Below are 13110 nucleotides of genomic sequence, written 5' to 3' on the forward strand. Positions count from 1 at the left end.
GCCCTACAGTCGCGCCCGAGCCGCCTCCGCCAGCCCGTCCGCCGAGCAGGCGACGGCCAACTCGGCCGCCTGCTCGAAGGTTTCCCGCGAGGGCAGCCCCATGTCCCGCCGCGCGACGGCAAGGTCGAGCATCGCGCGAGCCCGCTCGTACGGAGCCGGAGCGCGCTCCAGGACCTGGACGGCCGTCCCCAGCCGGGCGACGCGCTCGGCCGGGTCCTCGGTCACCTCCGCGGCGGCCCGCAGCGCCGTGCCGATGGCCGAGAGCGTGCCGTAGCGCTCGGCCCGCTCCAACTGGTCCTCCGCCAGGGTGCGCGCCCGGTCCAGGTCGCCGAGCCCGGCACAGGCGGACATCAGGCCACGCTCCCAGCCGCACCAGCCCGGGTTGCGCATGCCACGGGCGTCCAACCGGGCTCCGGCCTCGGTCAGTTCGGCCTCGGCGTCGACGAACTCGCCACGGGCGAGCAGCAGCGTGCCGCGCACGGACTGAGAGTCGGGGAAGACCACAGCGTTGGAGTACGGCGCATGGAACCGGTAGCGCTCGGCCAGCGCGCCCGCCTCGTCGAGGGCGCCGCGCGAGGTCAGCACCAGGATCAGCGTGCCGACGGCGTACCAGTGCACCGGCGTTCCCTCGCCGACGCGGTTGGCCAGGTCGAGGCCGAGCCGGGCACTCTCCTCCGCCGCGGCCAGGTCGCCGGTGCGGTAGTGGACGTAGCCGCGGATGGTGTGGCCGAAGGCGAGGTGCGCGCCGCGCCAGCCCGCCTCCTCGTACTCGGCGATGCCCTTGGCGAACAGCTCCAGGGCGCGCTCGGGCCGGTCCCCGTACATGTAGGTCAGCGCGACCAGCACCGGGACCTCGAAGCCCCACTCCGGGTGTGCCCAACGCAGTTCGCCTTCCAGGGCCAGGTCGCTGTAGTGCAGCGCGACGTCGACCGGCTCGCCGCGCACGGTGGCGTCCCAGGCGCGCAGGCCCAGGATGTAGCGGGCGGCGATGCTGCGGTCGCCCTCGACGTCGAGCCGCTCGGCCAGGTCGGCCAGCCGCTTGGACCGCTCCTCCGAGCCCTGTTCCCAGGCGTCGAAGGCGCACCACATGAAGTTCCAGACCAGCAGCTTGAGGCGGACCTCGGCGGAGTCGGTGCGCAGCGCCTCCGCGGCCATGGTGCTCGCGGCCTCGGCCAGGTTGTTGCTGTGCGCGAGCGACTGGGCCAGCCGGACGCTGATCTCCTCGCGCAACCGCTCGGGAACCACCGGCTGTTCCAGCGCGGTGCGCAGTTGCCCGGCGGTGGCGGCCGGGTCGTAGAGCAGGGTGGAGCAGCCGAGTTCGTAGAGCACGTGCGCCCGCTCCCCGACCGGCGGCGGCTCCTCGGCGGCCCTGGCCAGGCAGCGCTGCGCGGTCTCCGGTGCTCCGGACTGCATGAACAGCTGGGCAGCGGCACGCAGTTGGTCCACCAACGCGGCGTTCCCGCTGGGCGGGACCTCCAGCCAGTGGCGGGCGGCCACCACCGGGCTGCGTCCGGCTTCCAGCACCGCCCAGGCGGCCCGGTCGTGGAGTTCCGCGCGCATCTCCTCGGAGATGCTGCGGTAGACCGAGGAGGCGATCAACGGGTGGACGAACTCCAGTGTCTGACGTCCAGTCAGTATACGTGCCTCGCGCAGGCGCTCGGCCGCCGCCTCCGCTTCCCCCGGCATCAGGGCGGCCACGACGGCGGCCAGGGGCCGCGGCGTGGCGATGCCCAGGACCGCGACCGCGCGGGCGAGTTGGACCGGCCCGGAGCCGAGGCGCTGCAGCCGCGCGATCAGACCGCTGCCCTTGGTCTCGGCGCTGAGCTCACGCAGCCGCGGCCAGGACGACTCGACGGGGACGATCCCCCGCTCCTCGGCCTTGGCGACCAACTCGACGGTCTCGAACGGGTTTCCGCCGGTGACCGCCCAGATCTCGCGGGCGAAGCCGTCCTCCACCCGTTGCCCGGACTCCGCGTACATCCGCCGCACCAGCGCGTCCACCGCCTCCGGCGTCAACGCGGCCAGGCCGAGCGGGCGGACGCCGTTGTGCCCGGCCATACCGCGGAAAGCGTCGGCCCAGTCCGGCAGTTCGTCCGGCCGGTAGGCGACGACGAGCAGCACGGGCAGGTCGGCGACCCGGGAGGAGAAGGCGGCGAGCCAAGCCAACGACTCCGCGTCGGCCCAGTGCGCGTCGTCCACGACGAGCACCAGCGGCCCACGGGCGACCGCCAGGTTGGTGACCACCCAGTCCAGGCCGTCGCGGACACCCTGCGGGTCCGGCGCGGCCCCGGTGGTGGCGATTCCGACGGCCGGCGCCACGATGTCGTACCAGGCGCCGAGCAGTTCGCGTTGGCCTTCCTCGCCGGCGGACTCCAGCAGCATCCGCAGCAGCCCGCGCACGACGTGGAACGCGGAACCCTGCTCCTGCTCCCCGCCACGGGTCGCCAGCACCAGAAGCCCCGCGGCCTCGGCCGCCTGCCGCACCTCGGCCAGCACACTGGTCTTGCCCAGCCCGGCGGCCCCGGTCACCACGACCAGCCGGTCCGTGGCAAGGTCGGCCACCCCGCTAGACGCGGCTTCGGTCGCGGCGTCGGACGCGGCTTCGGACCCACTGCCCGTGCCCGGCCCACCGGGCCCGCGACGCCCGTCGGATGCGGCCGACCCGGCCAGCTCAGCCACCGCCGCACGCACGGCGGCGAGTTCGGTGTCGCGTTCGAGCAGCCCGTGCACCCTGACCTCCCAGTTCGCTGGCCCGAGAGTAGTCCTGACGGACCGCCGTTGGAGCGGTTCGGCAGTTTGATCTGCGGGTAGGGATGCCCCGTTCGGGCAAGGTACGGACAAGTGCGGTCGAAGCGGACGCGCAGCGCCCCGAAGCGGGGTGTACGACCAGTTGTGCGGACGGAGTTCAGCCGCCCGTCGGCCTGCCGTTCACCACCACGAGCCGCGGATCCCGCAGCACCCGGACGTCCGCGCGCGGGTCCTCGGCGAAGAGCACCAGGTCGGCCGGAGCGCCCTCCGCAAGGCCCGGACGCCCGAGCCAGCGCCGCGCGCCCCAGGTCGTGGCGTCGAGCGCGGCGATCGGCGGCAGACCGGCCGTGACCAGCTCCGCGACCTCGTCGGCGACCAGCCCGTGCGCCAACGAGCCGCCCGCGTCGGTACCGGTGAAGATCGGGACGCCGGCCTCGTAGGCGGCGGCCACCGTGGCGTACCGGCGCGCGTGCAGATTGCGCATGGTGCGGGCGTAGTCGGGGAACTTGGCCTCGCCCGCCGCCGCGTGCTCGGGGAAGTGGGCGATGTTGACCAGCGTCGGCACGATCGCCACCCCGCGCTCCGCAAAGAGCGGGATGGTGTCCTCGGTCAGCCCGGTGGCGTGCTCGATGCAGTCGATCCCGGCCTCGACCAGGTCGCGCAGCGCGTCCTCGCCGAAGACGTGGGCGGTGACCCGGGCCCCCTCCTCGTGGGCGGCGGCCATCGCGGCCGCAAGGGCCTCACGGGGCCAGCACGGTCCGAGGTCGCCGGTGCCGCGGTCGATCCAGTCGCCCACCAGTTTGACCCAGCCGTCGCTGCGCCGCGCCTCCTGGCGGACGTAGTCGGCGAGCTGGTCCGGCTCGATCTCGTGCGCGTAGTTGCGGATGTAGCGGCGGGTCCGGGCGATATGACGACCGGCCCGCACCACCTTGGGCAGGTCCTCGCGCTCGTCCATCCAGCGGGTGTCCGCCGCGGACCCGGCGTCACGCAGCAGCAGTGCGCCCGCGTCGCGTTCGGCGAGCGCCTGCTTCTCGCTGGTCGCGTCGTCGACCGCGCCGTGGGCGTCGAGGCCGACATGGCAGTGGGCATCGGTCAGGCCCGGCAGCACCCAGCCCTGGAGGGTCCGTACGTCCGCCCCAGGGGAGACGGGTGCGGTGAAGCTGATCCGGCCGTCGACCACCCAGAGCTCGTCGCGGACGTCCTCCGGGCCGACCAGGACCCGTCCCTTGACGTGCAGTATCGGCTGATCCACCGTCACTCCCCCTCCTTCGCGGCGCTCGTGGTCCCCGGGTCCTCGTCGCCGCCCTCCGGCTCGCCCGCGTCGCGTTCCAACGCACGGCTCCTGACGGCACGTCGCATGTCGTCCAGCCGGTCCGACAGCCCGCGCCGCAGCGCCGCGCCGAGATCCTCGCGGCAGAGGTACCGCTCGCCGATCGCCAGCACCTCCGCAGAGGCGGCGTGGCCGGGGAACCCGGACGGCGCGGTGAGCGCACGGGCGATGGCCGGGCCACGGCGCTCGGCGACCGCGGCGGCGTCGGGGAAGAAGCGCTCCGGCAGCGAGAGTTCGTCGAGCAGCTCGGCCTGCTCCGGCTGCCAGATGCCGTCGATGGTGGCCCGGAACAGGTAGTTGGAGAGGTCACCGGCGAACACGGCTTCCCAGGCGGCCAGTTTGCCGTCCCGGTCCGGCAGCGCGGCGCGGCAGCGGGCCGCACCCTCCGCGCTGGTGGCGCTCGGGTCGCGGTCCACCTCGGCCACGATCTCAGCCTCGCCCGCCGCGCCCAGCACGCAGAGCCGCAGCAGCAACTGCCAGCGCAGCGCCGGGTCCAGCTCCGGGCCACCGGGGACCGCGCCCTCGTCCAGCCAGCCGCGCAGCTCGGCCCGCTCCACCGAGGTGGAGGCGGCGTCGATCAGCCCGCGCACGGCGACCAGGCGCAGCCCGCTCGCACCCGGGTCGCCCTCGGTCCGGCGCAGCAGCGAGCGGCAGACCCCGGCCAGCCGCGCCAGCGCCCACACGCGTCGCTCCGGCGGCAGGTAGTGGTCGCTGCATCCACCACGGGCGAAGGCCAGCACGTCCTGCACCAGGTGCACCGAGGTCTCACCCGGCAGATGGGCGGCGACCAGCTCGAGGAACTCGCTCGCGGGCAGCTCGCCGTCGCGGACCTGGTCACGAGCGCTGTTCCACAGCACGGCCCGGGCCAGTACGTCGGGGACCTGCCCCAGCGAGTCCCTGACGGTCCCCCAGGACTTCTCGTCCAGGCGGATCTTGGCGAAGGCCAGGTCGGTGTCGTCCGGCACCAGCAGTTCGGCGCGCCGCTCGGGCAGCATCGCGGGTTCACCGGGAACCAGCTCCAGCGGTGTCCGTTGACGTAGCGTCAGCGTCCCGTCCGGCAACCGGTCGTAGCCCGCGACGGTGATCAGGTGCGGACGCAGCTGCCCGTCCGCGCTGCGCTGCTGCAGCACGCCGTCGGCGGGACGGAGCGTGTCCAGCCCCGTCGTCCGCAGCCACCGCTCGGCCCAGGCGTGCACGTCCCGGCCGCTGGTCCCGGCGAGCGACTGCAACAGGTCGTCCAGGGTGGCGTTGCCGAAGGCGTGCGCCTCGAAGTGGCGGTTGACGCCCGCGAAGAAGGCCTCGTCGCCGAGCCAGGCCGCCAACTGCCGCAGCGCGGCGGCACCCTTGGCGTAGGAGATGCCGTCGAAGTTCTGCAGCGCCTCGGCGGTGTCGGCGACCGACTCGGGGGCGACCGGGTGCGTCGACGGGCGCTGGTCGGCGTCCCTGCCCCAGGCCTTGGTGGACGCGAAGCCGGTCCAGGCGGCGGTGCCGAACCGGGTCGCGTCGGCGACCACGCGGAAGCCCATGTACTCGGCGAACGACTCGTTCAGCCACAGGTCGTCCCACCAGCGCATGGTGACCAGGTCGCCGAACCACATGTGGGCCATCTCGTGCGCCACCACGATCGCGCGGTGTTCCCGCTCGGTCTCCGGCACGGCGGACCGGAACAGGAAGGTGTCGCGCAGCGTCACACAACCCGGGTTCTCCATCGCACCGACGTTGAACTCCGGTACGAAGCATTGGTCGTAGCCGCCGAAGGGATAGCGCTGCCGGAACAGCCGGTGGTAGGCGTCGAAGCACTGCCTGGTGACGGTCAGCAGCTCCTCGGCGTCCGCGTCCAGGTAGGGCGCGAGCGAGCGACGGCAGTGCAGGCCGAGCGGGATGCCGTCGTGCTCGGAGCGCACCGAGTGCAACGGCCCGGCGACGACGGCGACCAGGTAGCTGCTGATCGCGGCGGTGGGCTCGAAGCTGGTCCGGGTGGCGCCGCCGGCTGCGCCGTGTTCGGGCAGCTCCTCGCGGGTGCCCGTGGCGTTGGCGACGACGGTCCAGGCGCTCGGCGCGGTGACGGTGACCCGGTACGGCGCCTTGAGGTCCGGCTGGTCGAAGGCCGTGAAGACGCGCGGCCCGTCGTCCAGGAACGACTGGGTGTAGACGTAGACCTCGCCGTCGGCCGGGTCCACGAACCGGTGCATGCCCTCGCCGGTACGGGAGTAGGCCATGTCCGCGTCGACCAGCAGCTCGTTGTCGTCCGCGAGGTCGTCCAGCGGGAACCGCCCGCCGTCCAGCGCGCCCGGATCCAGCTCCCGCCCGTTGAGCACGACGCGCCGCAGGAGCGCCGGCTTGACGTCCACAAACGTCGCGGCGCCCGGGGTCCGGCAGCTGAAGTTGATCACGGTGACGGACCGGAACGCGTCCTCCCCGGCCGTCAGATCCAGCTCCACGGAGACACAGCGGACGTCGAGCAGACGCCGCCGGACCTCGGCTTCGGCGCGCGTGAGGGCAGCAGACATGAGGATCATGCTAGGCGCTTAGCCGGTCCGGGCGAAGAACCGATCCACCCCCGGACGCGCGTAGGGGGCGTGAGCTGCGACAACGCGCGGTTTGTCCCCACTGAGAGGGGTTGCACCACCTCAGGGGCGCGGGGCCCTGAGGGCGTGCAACTCCTTGGCCGACCGGTGCGGCTTCCCCTGCCGTCTCTCGGTCCTCGAAGCCTGTCAGTGCTGCGCGCTAGACCGTCCGTACACGCCACATACGGCTGTTCAACCCCTGGTCCCCCTGGAGGCGGCATGGACCCCGACGCCACCACCCCCGCCCACCGCTACCTCTCGCTCGCCGGCCTGCGGCACCGCGGCTGGACGCCCAGTATGGTCGCCAAGCTGCTCGGCTCGCCCGACAAGACCGTGCGCAATCCGCACTTCCGGAGCGCCGCGCCGTCCCGGCTCTACGCGGTCTCCCGCGTCGCCGCCGCCGAGGCGACGGACGCCTTCGCCGCGCTCGCCACCGCCGCCGCCCATCGCGCCGCCAACTCCCGTGCGGCGGCCCAGCGTCGACGCCGTGCGGTGCTCGCCGAGGTCGCGGGGCTGGACATCCGCGTCCCCCGGCTGTCGCCGGAGTGCCTCACCCGACGGGCCGTCGCCCACCGCAACCACCGGGACGCGCTGCGCGCCTGCCGATACGGGGACCACGCCGCGGCCCCGGCCCGTCCCGACGCCGCCGAGCCGGGCGCGCTGCGCCGTTGGCAGGTCAACTACCTGCGCCACGCGCTCACCGACTACGACGCCGTGCTCGACGGCCTGCACGGCAGCGCCGGCCGCGCCGAGGCCGAGTGTCTGCTGCGCCGACGCGTGTACGAGGCGATCGGCACGGCGTATCCGCAGCTGGCCGCCGAGTGCCGCCGTCAACTGAACGAACGTCAGCCCGCCCCCCTGCTTGCGGAGGGGGACGGGCGGGCGGGCGACGCCCCTGTCGGCTCGGGCTGAGCCGCACGACCGTCCACGACCCGAATTCCCGCGCCGATTGTCAGTCGTCGACGATAGATTCGAGGCATGCAGAACGTGATCACCCCGCTTTCGCGAGCCGATCTCGCGAACAACCGCATCCGCGCGCTTCTCGCGCGCGCCCGCGGCCGTCGTCTCACGACGTCGGAGCGGGATCTCTACACCCGCCTCGTCAACGAGTACCTCGCCGCCCGCAACGCCGCGAACCAGCCCCTGGAGATAGCCACCGCCGCCTGAACCGCGGCGTGGCTGCTTCATCGAAAGCAAAACGGCTTGCGGGGCAGCCTGGAATGCCCCGACCATCGGCCCATGACCGGGTCACCCCTCCTCACACTGCCGCTGCCGCCGTCGCTGCCTTCCTCAGCCACGGCGGAGCACGGCCGACAGCAGTCCGGCCGCCGCCCGGGAGGCTCGATCCCGCACCGCGCATGAGCGCGGGCAGCGCAAGCAGCGCGGCTCTCGTCGCCGGGCTCCTCGCTGGTTATGGCATCGCCATGCCGGTAGGGGCGGTCGGGACGTACCTCGTGGCACTCACCGCCCGGACAACACTGCGGATCGGATCGTGTGCCGCTTTCGGCGTCGCGACCGCTGACGGCCTCTACGCACTGGTCTCCGTACTCGGGGGCTCGGCCCTGGCGCCCGCCCTCACCTCGATCACCGTGCCCCTGCACTGGGCCTCGGCCACGGTGCTCGTCGCGCTCGCGGTGCTCGGCGCGACGCGCGCCGTCTCCCGGTACCGCGCGCGGCAGCGTGCGGAGCCGGAGGACCGCGCCGCGCTCAGCCCGGCGCAGGCGTATCTCGGGCTGCTCGGCATCACGCTGATGAATCCGATCACCGTGATCTACTTCGCCGCCCTGGTGCTCGCCCGGCAGGGCGCAACCGCGCCCGGTCGCTGGGACGAGGCCGTGTTCGTCGCGGCCGCCTTCGCGGCGTCCGCGAGCTGGCAACTCCTGCTCGCTGGCGGCGGAGCACTGCTGGGTCGTGCCCTGACCGGCCCTTACGGGCGCCTCTGCACGGCCCTGCTCTCCAGCGCCGTGATCTTCGGTCTCGCCGTTCGCCTACTGCTGCAGCGTCACTGAGGCTCGGGCGAGTCAGGCAACTCGGGCGACTGGGGCGGCTCAGACGGCTGGGGCGATTCGACCTCGTCCGATGTCACCGACCCCGTCGCCGACTCCGACCCCGACCCCGTCGCCGACTCCGCCTCCGCCTCCGCCTCCGCCTCCGGTCGGGGGCTGCGCCGCTGCAGGACGACGAACCAGACCAGGCCGAACAGCGTCAACGCCGAGGCGACGTAGAAGTTCAGGCGCAGACCGAGGAAGTACTGGGAGGGGTCGACACGCAGCGACTCCTCGAAGATGCGAAAGGCCGAGTACCCCGCGACGTAGAGGGCCATCAGGCTGCCGGGCCGGACCTTGCCGCTCCTGCCGAGCCTGATCAGCAGCCAAGCGAGCAGCAGATCCCAGACGAGCTCGTACAGGAACGTGGGGTGGAACGTCGGGTCCTGGAGGTAGCCCGGCGGCCGGTAGGCGGGCGCGATCTCCAGCCCCCAGGGCAGGCTGGTCGGGCCACCGAAGAGTTCCTGGTTGAAGTAGTTTCCGATCCGGCCGATCCCCGAAGCGACCAGCAGGCACGGCGCCAACGCGTCCATCATCGCCAGCACGTCGGCCCCGGCCTTGCGCAGCCGCCAGATGCCGACGACCGTGGCCAGCGCCACCCCGCCCCAGATGCCCAGCCCGCCGTCCCAGACCGCCAGCGGCCCCCACCAGTGTGGCGGGATGTACTTGGGCGTGGTCAGGTCGAAGTAGATCCGGCCCCCGACGATCCCGGCGGGCACGCACCAGATCGCGATCTCGTCGACCAGCGCCGGGTCGCCACCCACCGCGCTCCACCGCCGTCGGCCGAGCAGCACGGCGAGGCTGATGCCCACGATGTACATCAGCGCGTAGAAGTGGATGAAGAGCGGCCCCAGGTGGAAACCGTTCACCGACGGGGACGGGATGGCGGCTAGCTGCATGCTGCGAGGGTAACCGCGCCCCCTGTCGAACCCCGACCGCCCCCGCCACCAGGGCACTCCCCCACGCCGGGCGGACGCCCGCCGCGGCTTACCCGTTACCGCTGCCGCAGTGGTTGAGGTGTTCGGCCTCGTCGCCGCCCCAGTGGCTGAGGACGGGCACGACGGCCATCTCCTGGAGGCAGGACACGGCGCTGGAGAAGTCCCAGGGGCGTGGCGGCTCGGCCGGGCCGATGTGACGGCCTCCGTCGGCGGCGCACGCGGGCGCGGCCGACGCGAGGGCGGCGGTGGTGGCGATGACGGCAGCGGTGACGATCTTCTTCACGCTCACGCCGGAACAACGAGCCGCCGGAGCGACGGTCACGTCCCAGGTACGTCGTTCAGGTGAGGCCGAGCGGCCCGCGGCCGTCCGGACGGGCCGGACGGTCCGTCGCGTGAGTCCGGTTCGCGGGGCCTCTTTGGTGTTGGTGCCGTGCTGCGGTTGGCCCGTCGCAACAGTCCGGCACCCGACGGCCTCGGGCAGCCCCTCCACGAGCCGCCAGGCGGCAGCTACCTGGCGGCCAGCCGAGCCCTGCGTGCATCGTGCCCGGGGCAGTCGCAGCCGTACACCCGGCCGTTGACCTTGTAGACGCCGACACCGCAGCTGCACGCGCAGTCACTGACCCCCGTGCAGCCGGGAAAAACGTAAGTGCCGCCGTTGGACGACTGCCACGTCCTGACGCCGGGCGTGGGCCAGGTGAACGGCACGAGCGTCTCCGGATAGGCCGGGCGCGGCGAGACCGCGTCATGGCCGTGCCCTGGTAGCTCGCGGGCGCTCACCGGCGCCGCCGTTTCCGTGCGAGCTCCGCGAACAGCTCGGCGCGGCGGGTCAGCATGTCCTCGGCCTCGGCGCGGTGGTCGAACGCGAGCGGGTAGCCGTCGCCGTCGGCCATCAGCCGGCCGCCCTCCCGGACACGGAAGACGTCCCAGTGCGCGTCGTACTCCACGGTCGCGCTCACGACTGGACATCGCCGTCGGCCTGGTGGCAGGTACAACCGCAAGCGACCGACACCCAGCCGAGCGCGCGATGCCGGTAGCCGGGCGCCCGGCACTGCTGGTGCAGGTCCGGCCAGCGGTCAGCACCGACCTTGCACGGCGGCGTCAGGTACGGGCGCGGTAGGGGTCCAGGTACAGCAGGGCTTGTAAGCGTAGGCGCGTTGCTCATCGGAAGGGTCCTCGCATCCGGGCGAGTGAGGGCTCATCAGTCGGCGGTGCGAGGCAGCGCTCGAACCGGCCATGAGCAGCACGTTAAGCGCGGGTGCTTCTCGAAATGAGGGGTGCTTCTCGACGTTTCTCGGGCACCGCTGGGCGCTTCACGAGATTGCGCGCGGAGTCTCCAGAGAGGCCCTGGCGAGGGCCATCAGACGGCGCGCGTGGCGGCCGTAGACGGCGGCCTGGTCGAGGCGCTGCCAGACGCGCTCGTACAACGTGAGGTCATCGGCGTCGTCGAGCCAGAGCTCGGCGTTGACGGTCTCGACGATGACGAGCCGGTGATCGTAGATCCAGAAGCCGTGACGCGGCGTCACACTCATCTGAGCACCGAAGGGGACGACGCCCAGCTTGACGGTGCTGAGTCCGATGAGCCCGGACAGGCGGTCGAGTTGGCCGATCATCACGTCGACCGGGCACGGCAGCACGCGCAGGGCCCCCTCCCAGAGCACCGCGTGGAAGACGTGGCCCGGCTCGTACAGCAGCTCCTGGCGGCGCATGCGCGCCTGCACCGCAGCCTCGGTGTCGCGTGGCGTTCCACGCAGGTCAGCGTTGTTGAGCAAGAGATGCCGGGCGTACTCGGGCGTCTGGAACATGCCGTGGATGACCGTGGACTCGTAGGCCCGGATCAGCTCGGTCCGCCGCTGGTGCGCGAGGGCTTCCTCCTGCCGCGCGCGGTGCCCGGTCGCAAGCTGTCGGCGCCAGGAGCGATAACTCGTCTCCAGCCCGTTCAGCCGCCCCTTGAGCTCGGCGGCTGCCTCGGGCTGACCGACCGCGAGCGCCCAGGCGTCGAGGTCCGCGGGCGTCGGTGTCTGCTTCCCGTTCTCCAGCTTGGACACCTTCGAGGGCGGCCAGTCGAGCCGCCGCCCGACCTCCCGGCCGGACAGACCAGCCTCGGCGCGCAGTTGACGGAGCCGCGCGCCGAGGGCCTCTCTTCCGCGCTGGAAGTCGGTGGTCACACCTTGGACCGTACCCGCTGCGTGAAGTCGGCGTAGGGGACGGCGTAGTGCCAGGCCAAATCCCTCAGCTGGCAACCCGCCAGGACGACGGACGGATCGTCGAACAGCTCAATGCCGAGCGACTGGTCACCGTCGTAACGGAACTCCCCGAGGACCTGCGAGTCGAAGAGCCAGAAGTCCCGCTCGGGCAGCCCGTAGCCGAGGGCCTCCGACCGCATCAGGTAACGGATGTCCTCCCCAGCGGCCACCGTGTCGCCCGTCCCCCACAAGAGGAACCGCTGGTAGTCCGTCGGCGGGTCGTCGAACATGCGGACCCGCTCGACACGGACGCCGCGGCCGGTCAACGAGCGGATCGTGCCCAGCCAGCCCTCGCGCCCGGCCGTGCCCGGGTCCTCGCCGCGAAGGAACGCCTGGAAGCGCGGGCTCTCGTAGTCGACCTGGTAGACCCGCCGGGCCTCCAGCCGCCATGCGGTGTGCTGGAAGCCCGTGCGGAAGAACTCGGTGATCTCGTTCGCTTCGACGAACTGGGGCACGCGGTCTACTCCTTGGGGGCGTGCTTGGTGAGGAGCTCACGCGGCACGACGACGAAGTTCTCACCTGGGAGCACGTCCCTGAGCTGGGTCAGGGCCTCCTCGTCGGTGAGCTCGTAACCCTGGACGACGATGTCGCCCGTCGGGGTCTCGTACAGGGTGGGGCAGTTGCCGTCTTCGGAGCTGGTGCCGAGGAACTTGAGCTTCATGGTCCGACCCTTCGCTCGTGCTGGCGTGATGCTCAGGACCGTCGAACCGTAGCGAGAAGCGCCTGCGCCGGAAAAGCACGCCGCGGTGGTGGGCGCCGGGTGGCGTCGCGATCTTGTCACCCTCGGGACGTACGCTCGGACGCTTGGCTGACGTGCTCCCGATCCCCGACGAATTGGTCCAGCTTCAGCGCGCCATTGGTGCTGGCGAAGACGGCGATCTCCACGACCACGGCGTGCAGGTATTTCGCCCGCAGCTCGGGGACGTTGGCGAAGTGTCCGTCGACGAGCGTGCCGGTGCCCTGCACCGCGTTGCCGTTCTTGGCGATTCGCAGGCCGCGGTTGCCGGTCGCATTGTTCGGGAAGCGCACGGTCCCGGACACCCTGTGCCAGCCCGGTGTCTGGGCGGTGTAGCGGGACGGGTTACTCGAGGACCAGCCGCAGTAGGTGTCGGCGAGGATGCCGCTAAGTCCGCGAAGTTGATCGGAGTCCAGGTGCTCGCGCTGCGGCACAGGTGGGGCAAGCCCCGACATCGGCACCTCCAGGGGTCTTTGAGACATAGCGGAATGCCGAGGAACGGG

The 13110-nt window shown here is 72.3% G+C and carries 13 protein-coding genes; 3 read left to right on the plus strand and 10 right to left on the minus strand.

From position 1 onward, the window contains the following. Positions 1–3: 3 nt before the first annotated feature. From ABH928_RS28710 to pepN, 3 genes are all read right to left on the minus strand, one after another. Entirely contained in the window at positions 4–2730 is a 2727-nt protein-coding gene (locus ABH928_RS28710) for an AAA family ATPase (protein ID WP_370071531.1), read from the minus strand. Between the two features lie 175 nt (positions 2731–2905). Then, positions 2906–4000 carry an amidohydrolase family protein gene (locus ABH928_RS28715; protein ID WP_370071532.1) on the minus strand — a complete coding sequence of 365 codons (1095 nt, stop codon included), beginning with the start codon at positions 3998–4000 and terminating at the stop codon, positions 2906–2908. A gap of 2 nt (positions 4001–4002) precedes the next feature. Continuing rightward, positions 4003–6588 carry an aminopeptidase N gene (gene pepN, locus ABH928_RS28720; RefSeq protein WP_370071533.1) on the minus strand — a complete coding sequence of 862 codons (2586 nt, stop codon included), beginning with the start codon at positions 6586–6588 and terminating at the stop codon, positions 4003–4005. 276 nt (positions 6589–6864) lie between these two features. Here pepN and ABH928_RS28725 point away from each other — a divergent pair, with 276 nt between their 5' ends. The 3 genes from ABH928_RS28725 (at position 6865) to ABH928_RS28735 (ending at position 8654) form a co-directional block, all read left to right on the plus strand. After that, positions 6865–7557, plus strand: a complete 693-nt coding sequence (locus tag ABH928_RS28725; RefSeq protein WP_370071534.1) for a hypothetical protein — start codon at positions 6865–6867, stop codon at positions 7555–7557. Between the two features lie 66 nt (positions 7558–7623). Next, complete coding sequence (locus ABH928_RS28730) at positions 7624–7812, plus strand: hypothetical protein (protein WP_370071535.1); 189 nt, start codon at positions 7624–7626, stop codon at positions 7810–7812. 191 nt (positions 7813–8003) lie between these two features. Next, complete coding sequence (locus ABH928_RS28735; RefSeq protein ID WP_370071536.1) at positions 8004–8654, plus strand: LysE family transporter; 651 nt, start codon at positions 8004–8006, stop codon at positions 8652–8654. On the opposite strand, the gene lgt is transcribed toward ABH928_RS28735, so the two are convergent. From lgt to ABH928_RS28770, 7 genes are all read right to left on the minus strand, one after another. Beyond that, entirely contained in the window at positions 8648–9589 is a 942-nt protein-coding gene (gene lgt / locus ABH928_RS28740) for a prolipoprotein diacylglyceryl transferase (RefSeq protein ID WP_370071537.1), read from the minus strand. The genes ABH928_RS28735 and lgt overlap by 7 nt on opposite strands. Before the next feature lie 88 nt (positions 9590–9677). Further along, positions 9678–9917: a hypothetical protein gene (locus ABH928_RS28745; protein WP_370071538.1), complete on the minus strand. Its 240-nt coding sequence runs from the start codon at positions 9915–9917 to the stop codon at positions 9678–9680. A 484-nt stretch (positions 9918–10401) separates the two neighbouring features. Next, a complete protein-coding gene (locus tag ABH928_RS28750) occupies positions 10402–10584 on the minus strand; it encodes a hypothetical protein (protein ID WP_370071539.1) in 183 nt (60 codons plus the stop codon). 354 nt (positions 10585–10938) lie between these two features. Continuing rightward, on the minus strand, positions 10939–11793 hold the full coding sequence (locus tag ABH928_RS28755) for a helix-turn-helix domain-containing protein (RefSeq protein ID WP_370071540.1): 855 nt from the start codon (positions 11791–11793) through the stop codon (positions 10939–10941). Next, positions 11790–12326: a DUF6879 family protein gene (locus ABH928_RS28760; protein ID WP_370071541.1), complete on the minus strand. Its 537-nt coding sequence runs from the start codon at positions 12324–12326 to the stop codon at positions 11790–11792. The genes ABH928_RS28755 and ABH928_RS28760 overlap by 4 nt, the downstream gene beginning before the upstream one ends. Positions 12327–12331: 5 nt before the next feature. Further along, on the minus strand, positions 12332–12532 hold the full coding sequence (locus ABH928_RS28765; RefSeq protein WP_370071542.1) for a hypothetical protein: 201 nt from the start codon (positions 12530–12532) through the stop codon (positions 12332–12334). A 116-nt stretch (positions 12533–12648) separates the two neighbouring features. Further along, positions 12649–13062 (minus strand): hypothetical protein, encoded by a 414-nt coding sequence (locus ABH928_RS28770; RefSeq protein ID WP_370071543.1) that lies wholly within the window; start codon positions 13060–13062, stop codon positions 12649–12651. Between the last annotated feature and the right edge of the window lie 48 nt (positions 13063–13110).

The organism is Streptacidiphilus sp. MAP5-3 (assembly GCF_041262505.1).
In the GTDB taxonomy this organism is placed as follows: Bacteria; Actinomycetota; Actinomycetes; order Streptomycetales; family Streptomycetaceae; genus Streptacidiphilus.